Source organism: Neobacillus pocheonensis (assembly GCF_050477905.1).
Classification (GTDB): domain Bacteria; phylum Bacillota; class Bacilli; order Bacillales; family Cytobacillaceae; genus Neobacillus; species Neobacillus pocheonensis_A.
Map to the genome: position 1 here is coordinate 13,323 of NZ_JBCNAD010000012.1, position 15,097 is coordinate 28,419.

Annotated in this window: 12 protein-coding genes; 8 read left to right on the forward strand and 4 right to left on the reverse strand. The window is 36.7% G+C overall.

Annotated elements, in window-relative coordinates:
• The first annotated feature begins 182 nt into the window (after nucleotides 1-182).
• The 5 genes from nagA (at nucleotide 183) to ABES02_RS06770 (ending at nucleotide 4,858) form a co-directional block, all read left to right on the forward strand.
• On the forward strand, nucleotides 183-1,391 hold the full coding sequence (gene nagA, locus ABES02_RS06750; protein WP_430132417.1) for an N-acetylglucosamine-6-phosphate deacetylase: 1,209 nt from the start codon (nucleotides 183-185) through the stop codon (nucleotides 1,389-1,391).
• Entirely contained in the window at nucleotides 1,378-2,115 is a 738-nt protein-coding gene (gene nagB, locus ABES02_RS06755; RefSeq protein ID WP_430132419.1) for a glucosamine-6-phosphate deaminase, read from the forward strand. The genes nagA and nagB overlap by 14 nt, the downstream gene beginning before the upstream one ends.
• Before the next feature lie 66 nt (nucleotides 2,116-2,181).
• A complete protein-coding gene (locus ABES02_RS06760; protein ID WP_430132421.1) occupies nucleotides 2,182-2,904 on the forward strand; it encodes a GntR family transcriptional regulator in 723 nt (240 codons plus the stop codon).
• Nucleotides 2,905-2,930: 26 nt separating this feature from the next.
• Nucleotides 2,931-3,668: an SIS domain-containing protein gene (locus tag ABES02_RS06765; protein ID WP_430132423.1), complete on the forward strand. Its 738-nt coding sequence runs from the start codon at nucleotides 2,931-2,933 to the stop codon at nucleotides 3,666-3,668.
• 140 nt (nucleotides 3,669-3,808) lie between these two features.
• On the forward strand, nucleotides 3,809-4,858 hold the full coding sequence (locus ABES02_RS06770) for a CAP domain-containing protein (RefSeq protein WP_430132425.1): 1,050 nt from the start codon (nucleotides 3,809-3,811) through the stop codon (nucleotides 4,856-4,858).
• A gap of 39 nt (nucleotides 4,859-4,897) precedes the next feature.
• On the opposite strand, the gene ABES02_RS06775 is transcribed toward ABES02_RS06770, so the two are convergent.
• From ABES02_RS06775 to ABES02_RS06785, 3 genes are all read right to left on the reverse strand, one after another.
• The gene (locus tag ABES02_RS06775; RefSeq protein WP_430132427.1) at nucleotides 4,898-6,157 is read right to left on the reverse strand and encodes an ATP-binding protein; all 1,260 of its coding nucleotides are present in this window, start codon (nucleotides 6,155-6,157) and stop codon (nucleotides 4,898-4,900) included.
• A 147-nt stretch (nucleotides 6,158-6,304) separates the two neighbouring features.
• Nucleotides 6,305-7,816 carry a diguanylate cyclase domain-containing protein gene (locus ABES02_RS06780; RefSeq protein WP_430132429.1) on the reverse strand — a complete coding sequence of 504 codons (1,512 nt, stop codon included), beginning with the start codon at nucleotides 7,814-7,816 and terminating at the stop codon, nucleotides 6,305-6,307.
• Nucleotides 7,817-7,962: 146 nt separating this feature from the next.
• A complete protein-coding gene (locus ABES02_RS06785; RefSeq protein ID WP_430132431.1) occupies nucleotides 7,963-8,625 on the reverse strand; it encodes an FMN-dependent NADH-azoreductase in 663 nt (220 codons plus the stop codon).
• A gap of 237 nt (nucleotides 8,626-8,862) precedes the next feature.
• Between ABES02_RS06785 and gntK the strand changes: the two genes are divergently transcribed.
• The 3 genes from gntK to ABES02_RS06800 all read left to right on the forward strand — a co-directional run bounded on the left by gntK (nucleotide 8,863) and on the right by ABES02_RS06800 (nucleotide 13,756).
• Nucleotides 8,863-10,407 carry a gluconokinase gene (gene gntK / locus ABES02_RS06790; protein ID WP_430132433.1) on the forward strand — a complete coding sequence of 515 codons (1,545 nt, stop codon included), beginning with the start codon at nucleotides 8,863-8,865 and terminating at the stop codon, nucleotides 10,405-10,407.
• Nucleotides 10,408-10,715: 308 nt separating this feature from the next.
• A complete protein-coding gene (locus tag ABES02_RS06795; protein ID WP_430132435.1) occupies nucleotides 10,716-12,122 on the forward strand; it encodes an MFS transporter in 1,407 nt (468 codons plus the stop codon).
• A gap of 257 nt (nucleotides 12,123-12,379) precedes the next feature.
• On the forward strand, nucleotides 12,380-13,756 hold the full coding sequence (locus ABES02_RS06800; protein ID WP_430132437.1) for a glycoside-pentoside-hexuronide (GPH):cation symporter: 1,377 nt from the start codon (nucleotides 12,380-12,382) through the stop codon (nucleotides 13,754-13,756).
• A 44-nt stretch (nucleotides 13,757-13,800) separates the two neighbouring features.
• On the opposite strand, the gene ABES02_RS06805 is transcribed toward ABES02_RS06800, so the two are convergent.
• Nucleotides 13,801-14,997 (reverse strand): ROK family transcriptional regulator, encoded by a 1,197-nt coding sequence (locus ABES02_RS06805; RefSeq protein ID WP_430132439.1) that lies wholly within the window; start codon nucleotides 14,995-14,997, stop codon nucleotides 13,801-13,803.
• Nucleotides 14,998-15,097: the final 100 nt, after the last annotated feature.

Sequence of the window (15,097 nt, forward strand, 5' to 3'; positions counted from 1 at the left end):
TATCTATAGACGTCTATACCAATTTTAAAAATTTTATTATCAGATGATATCGTTTTAAAGAAAATTACCTTAATTTTAGGGAAAATAATTATTTTTTCCAATTTACATTGTTAAAATTGGTATAGACAACTATATAATGGTGATGCTAACATTTAGGTATAACCTGAAAGGAAGTATTGAAGATGAGTCTAAAAGTTAATCTTATTTTACTTAAGGGTATACGGGTTTATTCAGATAACCAAATAATTGAAGATGGCTATATAAAAATAGAAGACCAAAAAATCATCGAAATGGGACCCATAAGCGAGCTAACTATTGAAGAAAGCTATCACGTTATTGACTTGCCTAGTCATTTTAATGCAGTTCCAGGCTTCATCGATGTCCATATTCATGGAGTAGCAGGTGCTGATACCATGGATGCAACACAGGAAGCACTGGATACAATGGTTAGGGCGCTTCCACAGGAGGGAACAACGAGTTTTTTGGCTACTACAATGACACAAGAAGGAAAACAAATTGAACAGGCATTACAAACTGCTGGAAAATATATCAGAGATCAGCATTCTCCAGGAACGGCTGAAATACTGGGCATTCACCTGGAAGGACCATTTGTAAATGCAAAAATGGCAGGGGCACAGCCGATACAGCATATTGTTGACCCTAATCTTGAATTATTTAAAGAGTGGCAGAAGCTATCAAATGGAACGATAAAACTTGTTACATTAGCTCCTGAGCAACCAGGCGGACTTGAAATGATAAGCTACTTAAAGGAAAACGGTGTAATTGCATCCCTTGGCCATACGGATGCAACCTATGAACAGGTTGTGGATGCAATGGAAGCAGGGGCGAACCACGTTACCCATCTCTTCAATCAAATGAGGGGGCTTCATCACCGTGAACCAGGTGTAGTCGGGGCTGCATTTTTACATGATGAATTAAAAGCAGAAATAATTGTTGATGGAGTACATGTTCGCCCAGAAATGGTCCATCTTGCTTATAAACAAAAGCGGAGTGATGGTTTAATTTTAATTACTGATTCAATGAGGGCAAAATGTTTAAAAAACGGCATGTACGATCTTGGCGGTCAAGAAGTTACGGTTAAAGATGGAAAGGCAGTTCTGGCAAACGGAACACTAGCCGGAAGCATTTTAAAATTAGGGCATGCCGTTAAAAATATCCTAACCTATACGGGATGTTCACTAGAAGAAGCCATTGAAATGGCTTCTGTAAATCCTGCCAAGCAGTTAAATATTTTTGAGCGAAAAGGCAGTATCGCCGTCGGCAAAGATGCAGATATAGTCATCCTTGATGGTAATATGGAGGTTTATATGACTTTTTGCCGCGGAACTCTTGCCTTTAATAAGGAGGGTCCTACCAATGAAAATTATTGAAGTGAAAGATTATACAGAAATGAGTCGAAAAGCGGCTGAATATATAATTGATAAGGTTTGTCATAATCCAAAGATCAAACTAGGACTTGCGACAGGTGGCACACCTATTGGAACTTATAAGAATTTAATTGAAGACCATAAAAAGAAAGGGACTTCCTATCAAGATGTAACAACTTTTAACTTAGATGAATACGTTGGTCTTTCAGGCGACAACAAGAATAGCTACCGCTATTTTATGGATGAGCAACTGTTTAATCATATTGATATTAATAAAAGTAAAACAAATGTCCCTAGAGGGGATATTATAAACTTTGAAGCCGAATGCCTGCGTTATGAGGATTTAATCGAGAAACATGGCGGCATTGATTTGCAAATTCTTGGGATTGGCAGTAACGGACATATAGGGTTTAATGAACCTGGAACCTCATTTAATTCGAATACCCATATGGTCGAATTAGCACAGTCAACGATTAATGCCAATGCCAGGTTTTTTAATCGTATTGAAGAAGTGCCGACAAAAGCAATAACGATGGGGATATCCTCTATTTTAAAAAGTAAAGAAATTCTTCTTTTGGTTTCTGGTGAAAACAAAAAAGAGGCATTATTTAAGCTTTTAAATGGAGAAATAAATGAAAGTTTCCCTGCATCTGTGTTGAAAAAACATCCATGTGTTACAATTATTGCAGATAAAGCGGCGGTTGCGGGATTAAAGGTTCATTGTTAAGTTTTTTAATAATAAAGTGCGAAACTGTAATTGCCCTAGTTTAAACGAGAAAGGTGTAAGTAGGAGATGATTAATAAAAACTCCCCCATTCCACTTTATTATCAATTGGAAGAACATATTAAAGAGTTAATTGAAAATGGTGAATTAATGCCAGGTGATGCTCTGCCACCTGAAAGAGAGTATGCTGAAAAATATCAAATTAGCCGGATGACAGTAAGACAGGCCTTTACTCAGTTAGTGAACGAAGGATACTTACATCGTTTGCAGGGAAAAGGAACCTTTGTGGCTGAACGGAAAATTGAACAGCCATTACAAGGGTTAACGAGCTTTACGGAGGATATGAAATCAAGAGGCCTGACCCCTGGAAGCCAATTGATTCATTTTGAAATCATTCCTGCATCGATTCAAGTCGCTGGTCAGTTATCCATTCAAGAACATGGGCCCGTTTATGAAATTAAGCGGATTCGGCTTGCAGATGGAGTCCCAATGGCTTTAGAAACCAATTATATTTCAGCAAATTTGATTAAAGGGCTTACCGATGAGATTGTAAATCAATCTTTATACGCCTACATTGAAGATCAATTGAATTTGAGGATCGACAGTGCTTCTCAGGTTATTGAGTCGTCGATTGCTAATCAAAAAGAAGCTAATTTTTTAAAAATCAGCAAAGGGGCTCCGGTGCTGCTGATTCAACGAAATACTTATCTGCAAAATGACACCCCTGTTGAATATGTAAAATCGGTATACCGGGCCGATCGGTATAAATTTATGATACAAATGAAACGTTAAACAAAAACTTCATGGAGATAATCAACATGTTTAATCTTTATTTTCAAAAGCTGAAGGATCTTTTAAACACGATAGAAACGGCTGAAAGTGGGAATATTCAACTAGCGGCTCATAAAATCGCTCGGTCTATTCAAAAGGATGGAATTGTCCACGTTTTTGGCTGCGGCCACTCCCATATGTTTGGCGAAGAACTCTTTTATCGTGCAGGAGGCCTTGTGCCTATTAACCCGATTCTAATTGAAGATGTTATGCTCCATAAAGGGGCAGTAAGATCCTCTCAATTCGAGAAAAAAAATGATTTTGCAGACCAATTTATGGGGAATGTGGATATTCAACCAGATGATGTGATTATTGTGATTTCCACCTCAGGGAGAAACCCTGTTCCAATTGATGTGGCTGAATTTGCCAAGAAAAAAGGCGCCTATGTTATTGCAATTACCTCGATTGTTTATACAAAGAGTGTATCATCAAGGCATAAGAGAGGGATTTATTTAGCAGATACTGCAGATGTTGTCATTGATAATCATATAATGGTCGGTGATACGCTTATGGACCTTGAAGCGTTGCAGGTATCCTTTGGATCAGGGTCAACAGTTGTAGGAGCAGCAATTGTAAATGGGATCATGGTAGAAGCCATTGAATTAATGGTAAAAAACAACTTTTATCCGCCCATCTTTAAAAGCAGCAATGCTGATGGAGCAGACGAACATAATCTTGAACTTATCAATAAATACAAACGAAGAATTCCTTTATTAAATAATTAACATCAACAGTTGCATTTTTGCACCTGTTTTTTTTTATTGCTAAAACCATGTGATTAAGACGATTATTACCATTAATACTTTCCTTAAAAAAATCAAAAATAAGGAGGCAAGAGAATTTTTGCATAGAGGAGGTATTTCAATTGATAAAAAAACCAGTGGGGTTACTTGTATCAGCTTTCCTGACAATGGGACTTGCTGCTTGTAATAACAATGATAAAAATGATATTAATGATCGAACTTCAAATCGGGTTGGAATGAATGTTACCGACCAGAATAATCGGATAATCGATGTCCGTAATGGCAGGGATGATGGAATCGACCATAATGGACCGCTTACCGAGGATTACACAAATAGAAATAACAATGACCGCGATGATGTAAATCTGTTTACTGATAATCGGAAAATCAGACGAAATAATGACGACATGATTTCGGCTTACCAAACTAATCTCGATAGCAGTCAATATCCACATACAAGAGCGGTTTTAATGAGAGATGCAAAATATCAATTTGTTCGCCTCGATCCAAGCCAGGCTACCAATTGGTCGGGAATGATGCAGCAAATTCAGCCGTATATTCAACCATTTCTAAATCAGCAGGGTCCAACTGGAATGGCACCTGGACAGCCGGCACCAAATGTAACAACGCCAACACCAAATGTAACAACGCCAACACCAAAGGTAACCACACCTGCTCCTAGCCAAACAGCACCTGCACCTGTGCCGGCACAACCAGTTCCTAAGCAAACTGCTCCGACACCGGCACCTAAGCAGCCTGCACAAACCCATGTTCCAGCACCAACTACTGGGGCAGTCAGCCAATATGTGCAGCAGGTTATTGATTTAACGAATGCACAAAGAAGTAAAAATGGATTATCTGCATTAAAGGCAGATAATCAATTAAGCGGAGTAGCTCAAAAGAAAGCGCTCGATATGCAGCAAAACAATTATTTTTCTCATACAAGCCCAACATATGGGTCCCCATTTGACATGATGAGAGATTTTGGAGTGACATACAAATCAGCTGGTGAAAATATTGCCCAAGGGCAGCGCACACCGCAAGAAGTCGTAACTGCCTGGATGAACAGTCCTGGACATCGCGCCAACATTTTAAGCTCCAAATTTACTCATATTGGCGTCGGCTATGAAGGAACCGGTAAACATTGGTCACAAATGTTTATTGGAAAGTAAACACAAAAAACGACGGGCGTACTTAATCCCGTCGTTTTTTCATTCACTTTTTATAATGGAAGAAATAGTAGGAAACTCAAAATGATAGGTCGTACCCAATCCAAGTTCACTTTCGACCCATATGCTTCCATCCATGGCACGTACAATACTATAGACAACCATCATTCCAAGACCCGTACCATTTTTCCCTTTTGTCGAATAAAAGGGTTCTCCTAATCGTTCGAGCTGTTCACTTGTCATTCCAATTCCAGTATCTTTCACACGGATGGTTACATTGCTTTGAGAGTACTCTGTTGTGATTGTTAAATATCCGCCATTTTGCATTGCTTCTATTCCATTTTTGAACACATTCACAAAGCATTGGCGAAATTTCTGCTGATCTCCCTTTATGAAACCTATTACGGAAAAATCGGTCAAAATTTCCACAGAATTTTGATTTGCTAATGGCTGAAGAATGTTAATAATTTGTTTAAGTTCACTTTTTACATTAAGTTCTTCAAACGTTTCTAATGAAGGCTTGGCAAAGGTTAAGTAGTCTTGTATAACTCTTTCCACTGAAATTAATTCTTCTTTAACAATCATTAGATATTCTTTTCTTTTTTGCCTTGAGAGGTAATCATCCTGTAGTAGTTGAACAAATCCACTTGCGGCAGTTAGCGGGTTTCGTATTTCATGTGATATTGCGGCACCCATTTGTTCAACAGCTTTTAATTTTTCCGCTTTAATCAACTGTTGCCTCATTTCAATATTTCTTTGGACAAATTCAATAGAGTAAGAAATAATCCCAATACCAAGAGGGGGGATCACTAAGTAAGCAAACAGTGCATCAAATAAATTGGATTGAGTATTTTCAAATTCCATTCCAAAAACTGTTAAGGCTCCAAGGATTATACCCATAACCACTGATATCAGGATTCGGCGAGCAGGAACTTGTTTTGAGAACCAAGGATAAAGCCTCCATAAAACGATACTAAGTGGAATATAAAGCAGTAATGTTTGATAAAACCCTAAATTGACTCCATAGAAAAACCTTAAAACAATAACGGCAGCAACAAGAATTGGACCAATGCCAACATACAATCCACCAATAACCAACGGAATAATTCTTAAATCATATCTAGCAAAGGGAACAGGATTATAAGAAAATTGAATAAATAACCAGAGGATAAAAATAGAAAGAAATATAATATATGGTTTCGATAAATTTGTTTTTTTACTTTTTTCAAAAAAAATGACACAAAAAAATAGAAGAATGATCAAAATGGTGAGATTTAAGAAAAAGTGTTTCGTAATTTCCATTTACTTCACCGTCCCATAAAAGGCTCATAGGAAAATTTTACAGGTATTTTCCACAAGTTACAACAAAATTTGCATAATATTTTGAAAAAACACACCCAAAGCTTTACATCGAAGATAAATAAAAGGAGATTTGCATTTGCAAACCTCCTAATGAACAGATGAAACGGTGTTTCTACCCTTAGTTTTGGATAAATATAGTGCTGAATCCGCCTTTTCAATTAATGCATGCGGTCTAGATGAAGAATTTGGAACCATTGTTGCAGTACCGATACTTATTGTGACAATATTTTCAATCTCCGAACTAGAATGAGGAATACGAAGTGAATGGACAATTTCCTGAATACGCTGTGCCATTTTTTTAGCTTTCTCCTCAACGGTTGAAGGCAAAATAAGTGCAAATTCTTCACCGCCATATCGACAAAATGAATAGCCAGAATCAGATGGAAACAGCTGTTGAATTGCTTGGGCTATTGATTGTAAACAAAAATCACCAGATAAATGACCATATGTGTCATTGTACTTTTTAAAATAATCAATATCGAACATGAGCAATGTAATAGGTGATTTCATAGAAATAGATTTGGACCATTCGTTTTCTAATGTTTGGTCAAAAAATCTTCGATTGGCGATTCCTGTTAGACCGTCCATAAATGATAGGCGATTAAGGAGCTCATTCGCCTCGTGTAATTTTTGCTCTGTTAGTTTTCGGTCAGTTATATTCCTTGAGACAATAATGACTCTTTGTTTGCTGCCATCTTCTTGAAAATGGACACTTTTCAAGGTAGACTCAATCCACACATAATCTCCTAATTTTGAGCGGTAACGATAGGTGGCTTGAGCAACACCTTCATTTAGTGCTTTGTTAAATAATTCATGAGTTTGACCTAGATCATCAGGATGGATAAATTCGTCAAAATTCTTTCCTAGCAGCTCGGGATATTCAAATTTAATGATTTCTTTAACTGCTGGTGATATATAGATAAATTCACCATTTTCATTATGCATCGTTATCATATCACTAGAATATTCAGCTATTAAACGAAATCTTTCCTCTGTTTCCTTCAGTTTAATCACACTAATCTGCAATTCTCTTTGCACCGTGTTTGACTTTGCTACAAACTCCAAAAAATGATAGGCAATAAAGCCGCCGATAAAAGAAAATGTATAATGCACAAGTAATACATCTTTTAAAATGTTTAAATCATCTATTCTAATAATAAAAATGATTGAAATGATTAATAATCCAATCAGGTTCATAACAAATGCTTTAGTTTTCGGATGATATTTTAATTTGGAGATCCCACCACAAAGCAGGCCAGTTAAGAGCGCCCCAAAAGATGGCAGCAATGAAGCTTGATTAAAGCCAAAAAATACGATTCTACCGATAGCAATTAGCAAAGATGTAATTAAAGCAGGTATAAATCCTCCAAAAGCAGCTGCTATGACTATTGCAATGTGCCTTAAATCAGCAATAATATTGGTGTTTATTTGAATACCAAACAACATTAATATGTTCCCAAGAATTCCAAAGGAAAGTCCCCAATTAAGCTTCGTTGAAAAAGGAGATTTGAGATTTAACGGTTTATTTTTAAATATCTGCCCCATTAGTGAGAAGGATGCAATTAATAGTGCAGCATTCGTAAAAAAATCTTTGAACATGTATATAATCTCCTGGAAGGTAAATGATGAATTTCAGTTAATCCTTCCAATTATACTATAAATTAACTATTTTCGACAAAATTTGATATGAATGATTTGGAAAATAAAGAAAGAAACTCCATAAGATCTGGAGTTTCTTTTATTAACTAGTATACCTCAATCTTTTTTTGGGGCAATTCCTTTGCTGCGATAATTGCTTTTTGTTTAGCTGCATTGATAATTTCAGGGACCCTTTGTGGATATAAATCCAATCCTTCAGCAATGATAGTCTCCATTACCTCAATGCCAAGGAAGCGAAGCGCTATTTTTAAATAACGATCGCCAGATTCTATATCCTGCATAGGGGTTCCTGTATAATGCCCGCCTCGGGTTTGAATATGGATGGCTTTTTTATTTACTAGAAGCCCTTTAGGACCATTCGGTGTGTGGGCAAAGGTCTTGCCGGCAATAAACAAATTGTCCAAGAAGGCTTTCAAGACCGCTGGTGAGTTTAGGTTCCACATGGGGGAAACAAAAGCATAATAGTCATAGCTTATAAACTCATCGGCAAGAGCATGCATCTTAAGGATTTTCTTTCTTTCAATTTCCGATAGCTGGTCTAATGTGTAACCATATCCTGCTAACTTCCCACGTGCAAAGACTAAATCAGCATCCATTTGAGCAAAGTCTAATGTAAATAAATCTAGCCTTTTTATTTCCACATCCGGATATTCTTCATGAAAGGATTGAAGAAACGCTTCGCCAATTTGAAGGCCCTTTGATTTCTCCAGCCCTTTAGGATTTGCCGTAATATACAGTAATTTTTCCATAGGAACACGCCCCAATAAATAGTATTTATTACATTTATTATAAAGAAAATATCTTTGTTCAATATTGAACAATAGGTGAATTTCTTGACCAAAAAGTGTCTAAAAACAAGCTTTTTCTGAAAACGATTTCCAACTTTTAAAAATTTTCTATAATAGCGTTATTGACGAAAAAAAATTTCTTATATATTGTAATTAATAGAAATAAATTTTTAAAACAGCTAAGAAAGAAGGGCTTGTATGTCACGCAAAGAATTCTATTTAGGTGTAGACCTTGGAACAACTAGTACAAAAGCAGTCTTATTTAAAAGAAATGGTGAGGTTATTTGCAGTCACCATGTAGAATACCCTCTTTATAGCCCAACACCTGCAACTGCTGAACAGGACCCAGAAGAAATCTTTCGGGCAGTTGTAGAAACGATTAAAGTCACCATTGAAAAAAGCAAAATCAATAAAGATGAGCTTGCATTAGTGTCATTCAGTTCAGCGATGCATAGTGTCATCGCAGTTGATAGAGATGGAAAAGCATTGACTCCCTGTATAACATGGGCAGATAGCCGAGCAACAAAATGGGCGGAGAAAATTAAAAATGAGTTAAATGGGCATGAAATCTATATGCGGACGGGAACACCGATACACCCAATGGCGCCACTAGCTAAATTAGCGTGGTTAAAGGAAGAAAACTCTGATTTATTCTCAAAAACTAGCAAGTTTATCGGCATAAAAGAATATGTTTTCCATAAATTTTTCAATCAATTTGTGGTAGACCATTCAATCGCTTCTGCCACTGGCATGTTTAACTTGAAAAAGCTTGCATGGGATGAGGAAGCATTAACAGTAGCCGGTATATCAGAGGAACAATTATCAACACCGGTACCAACAACTTATTATTTACAAGATTTGCAGGAAAACTATGCAGCCGAAATGGGGGTATCCACTGAAACTCCGTTTATCGTCGGGGCAAGTGATGGGGTTTTATCCAATCTTGGCGTAAATGCTATTGACCCAGGTGTTGTCGCTGTGACGATTGGGACAAGCGGTGCTATTCGAACTGTAACGGATCATCCGGTTACCGATCCGAAGGGCAGGATTTTTTGCTATGCCTTAACAGAAAACCACTGGGTCGTTGGTGGACCGGTTAATAACGGAGGCATGACGTTCAGGTGGGTCAAAGATCAGCTTGCCTCATCCGAAGTGGAAACAGCTAAACGGTTGGGTATTGACCCCTATGAGGTGCTTACGAAGATTGCCTCCCGTGTATCTCCTGGCTCGGATGGACTTATTTTTCATCCGTATCTAGCTGGAGAAAGAGCACCGCTTTGGAATGCGAATGCGAGAGGGTCATTCTTTGGACTTGGGCTGCATCATAAAAAAGAGCATATGATTCGTTCGGTTTTAGAGGGGGTTATCCTCAATCTTTATACAGTCCTGCTTGCCCTTCAAGAAGTGATTGGGACGCCTAATAAGATACAAGCAACTGGAGGGTTCGCACGTTCAGAACTATGGCGCCAAATGATGTCAGATATATTTAATCAAGATGTAGTGGTACCAGAGAGCTATGAGAGTTCTTGTCTTGGAGCAGTAGTTTTGGGAATGTACGCGTTAGGGGAAATTGAGGATTTTTCCATCATGTCAGAGATGGTAGGCTCAACACATTCGCATGCACCAATTGACCAAAATGTTGAAATCTATGAAGAACTTATTCCAATCTATATCCGACTTTCAAGAAAACTTCAAGATGAGTATGAAGGAATTGCCGCCTTTCAGGAGAAGTGGGTTAGATAACATTTATGAAAGCTTCCTATTTAGTGGGAAGCTTTTTATTGTTCCAATAAATTGCAGAAAATTTCAAATGGAAAATTTTTTTTATTAGCGCTTTCAAAATGTTGTTGACGGTAATAAACAGAGGATGATAATATACATATATGTTAATTAGTTCACTAAACTAATTAATTAATTATCGAGATAATTTTTTTTAAAGGAAAATGAAAAGGGTTTCAAATTATTAAAAAGTCAGTCAAATGTTTTGGGGTCAAAAAGTTTTGGTATTATTTATTTCTTTTTTCAAAATAATTTAGTATGGAGGGTTAAAAATGGCACTAGCAAAAAAACAAGAATTCTCACCAAATAATTCTGCAGTCACAGCACGTCCTTTTGGTTTCAAGGATAAACTAGGTTATTTATTTGGTGATTTTGGAAACGATTTCTTTTTTATTTTAGTAGCCGCATTCTTAATGGTTTACTACACAGACGTATATGGCCTTAATCCAGCTTTTGTAGGAACTCTCTTTTTAATCGCAAGACTATGGGATGCAGTAGCAGACGTTTCATGGGGTCGTTTTATTGATACAAGAAAACCAGGCAAAAATGGAAAGTTTAGACCATGGATCTTTAGAATGTCTTTCCCGCTTGTTATTACAGGGGTGTTAATGTTCGTTCACATTCCAGGCATGTCCACAGGATTTTATGAAGCATATGCTTTTGTAACTTATATTTTATGGGGAACTTTATATAGTACTGTTAATATTCCATATGGTTCCATGGCATCAGTTATTACAAGTGATCCTGTTGAACGTACAAGCTTATCAAGTTTCCGTGCGTTAGGTGGCACTTTAGCTGGTTTAATCATTAACGTTGTTGGTCCAATGATCTTGTTCGTAAATAATAAAGCGGATGCAAATCACTTTTTAGTAGGAGCTATTATTTTTGCGGTTCTTTCTATTGCTTGTTATATGGCCTGTTATAAATTGTCAGTTGAACGTATCGTAATGGATAAAACTGATAAACCGAATGTTAATATGGGTCAAACAATAAAAGGTCTAGTAAAGAATAAGCCATTAATTTGGATTTTAGTCGCTTCGTTAACCTTTATGATTTGTTTTATGTTAATCGGTACAGTAAATGTGTATTTATTTAAAGATTATTTTGGCAATGCAAAAGCATTAAGTATGGTGGGACTAATCCAATCGATTGCTGTATTTATTGGTATGCCTTTAGTCAAACCATTGGTAGCTAAATTCGGTAAAAAAGAAATTGCCTCTGCGGGTATTCTCCTTTCAGCAGTTGTTTATGGTGCATTATATTTATTACCTAACTTAACTGCAACGCAATTTATTGGAGTTTTATCAATTGCCATGTTTGGTTATGGAATATTTAACTTAGTTGTTTGGGCATTTGTAACCGACGTAATTGACTATCATGAATATTTAACAGGTTTACGAGAAGATGGAACCGTTTACTCTATCTATTCCTTCTCTCGTAAAGTGGGCCAGGCTATTGCTGGTGGTCTTGGAGGTTATGCCATTGCATCTGTTGGTTATAATCAAACTCTCAAAGCTCAAGCTCAAAGCACATTAGATGGAATCCATACTTTGGGCACATTGGTTCCTGCAATTGTTATGGTAGTTATTTTCTTAATCTTGGTATTCTTATATCCATTAAACAAGAATAAAACAAAACAGCTTGCTATTGATTTAGCTGAAAAAAGAAAATCTAAATAATAAATAAAATTAGTATAATTAATGGAAGAGCTCCGATGACCAAAAAAGGTGATCGGAGCTCTTTTTGTTGAAAGTTTGACAAACTTTTATGTAACGCTTTCATTGACGATTAAAAACGAAAGTGATATTATACAAACAGAAGTAATTTGTAAGTTTATTAAACAAATTAAAAAAATAAAAGAATTTTAGATTATTTTTTTATCTATCTTTGAAAAGGGTTTCAGGAGAGCTGCACACAAGAAAGGAAGCGAAGCAAGATGGAGACAACAGGCACAAAGAAACTAACTTTAAAAGAAAAAGTGTCCTACGGTTTAGGTGATGTTGGAAACGGTTTTATGTTTGATATGGGGCAATTATACTTGCTCAAATTTTATACGGACGTGTTAGGAATCTCAGCTTATTGGGGCGGTTTAGTCTTTTTAATTTCTAAAATATTTGATGCATTTGCGGATTCGTCTGTCGGAGCTTTTGTGGATAGAAGGAAAATAGGTAAACGTGGAAAATTCAGGCCATTCATCTTGTTTGGATCGATTCCATTAGCGGTTATGACGGTGATTTCCTTCATAGCACCTGATTTCTCTAGTACAGGAAAAATTGTCTTTGCATTTGTAACCTATATGCTTTTCGGACTTGCCTATTCGTTTGTAAATATTCCATACGGATCCCTTGCAGCCTCGATGACTCAAGATTCTGTAGACCGTGCCTCCTTGGGCTCATTCAGAGCCATTGGGAGTCAGTTCGCGATGCTGGTTTCCGGGATGACCGTTATACCAATTGTTGCCCACTTTCCAAATCAAAAAATCGGATTTGCTGTTGGAATCGGAGTTATGGCAGTGATAGGGACGATTTTCCATTATATTTGCTATCGTAATACGAGCGAAAATATTGTAAGAGAACCTAAAGCAGATAATGAAAAGATTCCTATGTCCCGTTTATTTAAATTATTGTTAAGTAATCGTCCGCTAATTGCCCTTTGTTTTGTCTGTTTGTTTATGGTTGCAGGAAGTAATCTTCGTACCGCAGTACAGCTTTACTATTTACAGTATAATTTAAACAATCCAGGTCTAATTACAATGCTTTCTTTTACTAGTGTAGGTATTGCGGTTATTGGCTCATTTTTCATCCCAACACTAGTAAAAAGATTTGGTAAGAAAAAGACATTTATTATTGGACTTTTAATTGGGGTTGTTGCAGATGCTGCAAACTTTGTATTACCTGCTAGTGTCCCAACATTCCTGGCATTGCTGTCAATCGGCAGCCTAGGCTTAAGTTTTGCGCTTGGATTGCCATGGGTAATGGTAGCGGATACAATCGACTATCATGAATGGAAAACTGGAGAACGAACTGAAGGCGTTGTATACTCTTCATACAGTTTCTTCCGTAAACTAGCACAGGCACTAGCTGGATTTATTCCAGGGGTTGCACTTGGATTAATCGGATATGTACCGAATGTCCAACAAACAGCGAATACTCTGTTAGGAATTAAAGGATTAATGTTCCTTGCCCCAGCATTATTTAACTTAATTGCTTGTGCGATTTTAATTGTTGTTTATAATTTAACTGATGAAAAATACAAAAAGATTGTTGAAGAATTAAAAACAAAGAATTCAAAAGAACAATTAAAAAGCGCTTAATACAAAAAACCTTTTAGCCTAAAAAGCTAAAAGGTTTTTTTATTTTATTGAATGTGTGCGCTTTCAATTATTGTTGCTTGTTGATCAAACGCCAAGTTTAGCATTGGGACTTCTAAAAAATGTTTAATAGCTAAGGCACATGCACCGAGAACGCATGATTTTTTTCCAATCATGGATAATGACAACTCCCGATAATGACTGATAGAGGAATTGAGCTTTTCCTTAATTTTCGCCAAAGCATCTGGATACATTCTCAGTAATTCACTATCAAGGACGAGCACTTCTGGATTATACATATTAATCATATTATTTAATCCGATGGCAAGGTAATAAATAAATTTCTCCATCATATCGTGAACTTCCTGATCTCCCTCATCCAGCCATTTCTGAATTTGGTCGTAGGTTAGATTCTTAATGCCCCTTGTCTCTGTTAAATATTCAAAAATCCTTGATTCAGAGGAATATTTTTCCCAGCAACCTTTATTACCGCAATTGCAAGGTCTGCCTTCTGGCACAATAATCATATGACCGGCCTCGCCAGCAAATCCGTCATGTCCCCGAAAGAACTCATTATTCATCATCATTCCCAAACCAATTCCGGAGTAAAGAGATGCAGATAATAAATTATCTGTTTCATGATGGAAAAATACTCGCTCAGCAAATGAAGAGAGATTGGCATTGTTCTCAATATAGAGAGGGATATCAATCTGTTTTTCTAAATCACCTTTGAGGTTAATATCATTCCAATGTAAGCGCGGAACATAATGAATGATTTCATCTTTTGCCACAAGTCCATGGATGGCGATAACAATTCCGACAATTCCATAACGACTTTCGGAATAATTTGCTTTATATTGTTTTATTTCGGCAAGTAGCAGTGGCAGAATCTCTGAATATTCGGTTGTACTTATTTCAATGGAACTTGAAGAAATTGGATGACCCAAAAGATTGGAAAGTGTAAACGTAATTTGTCCATAATCAAGATCAATGCCAAGGGCATAGCCTGCTTGTCCATTCAATGAGAGCATTATTGGCTTCCTGCCAACAGAATAGTGTTCCAGGTGAGTTTCAATGATAAGGCCATCCTCTAAAAGGTCAGCAACCTGAGCCGAGATGGTTGCTCTTGTTAAGGCGGTTACCTTGGATAAATCTGCCCTCGAAATCATTCCTTCCTTAACAATTTCTCGGATAATTAAAGAACGATTAATTTTTTTTATATAAGCCGCATCACCGGTAATCATTAAAATCCTCCATTTCAAAAAACATCCTTAAATATATTCCTATTATAACAGGTTCTACCCATTAATTCATAAAATGTTAATTGACTAAACAAAATAAACA

Coding starts and splice junctions, on each gene's coding strand:
- ABES02_RS06775 (WP_430132427.1), bottom strand. CDS start 6,157: ATGGAAATTACGAAACACTTTTTCTTAAATCTCACCATTTTGATCATT.
- ABES02_RS06800 (WP_430132437.1), top strand. CDS start 12,380: ATGGAGACAACAGGCACAAAGAAACTAACTTTAAAAGAAAAAGTGTCC.
- gntK (WP_430132433.1), top strand. CDS start 8,863: ATGTCACGCAAAGAATTCTATTTAGGTGTAGACCTTGGAACAACTAGT.
- ABES02_RS06760 (WP_430132421.1), top strand. CDS start 2,182: ATGATTAATAAAAACTCCCCCATTCCACTTTATTATCAATTGGAAGAA.
- ABES02_RS06785 (WP_430132431.1), bottom strand. CDS start 8,625: ATGGAAAAATTACTGTATATTACGGCAAATCCTAAAGGGCTGGAGAAA.
- ABES02_RS06795 (WP_430132435.1), top strand. CDS start 10,716: ATGGCACTAGCAAAAAAACAAGAATTCTCACCAAATAATTCTGCAGTC.
- nagA (WP_430132417.1), top strand. CDS start 183: ATGAGTCTAAAAGTTAATCTTATTTTACTTAAGGGTATACGGGTTTAT.
- ABES02_RS06780 (WP_430132429.1), bottom strand. CDS start 7,816: ATGTTCAAAGATTTTTTTACGAATGCTGCACTATTAATTGCATCCTTC.
- ABES02_RS06805 (WP_430132439.1), bottom strand. CDS start 14,997: ATGATTACCGGTGATGCGGCTTATATAAAAAAAATTAATCGTTCTTTA.
- nagB (WP_430132419.1), top strand. CDS start 1,378: ATGAAAATTATTGAAGTGAAAGATTATACAGAAATGAGTCGAAAAGCG.
- ABES02_RS06765 (WP_430132423.1), top strand. CDS start 2,931: ATGTTTAATCTTTATTTTCAAAAGCTGAAGGATCTTTTAAACACGATA.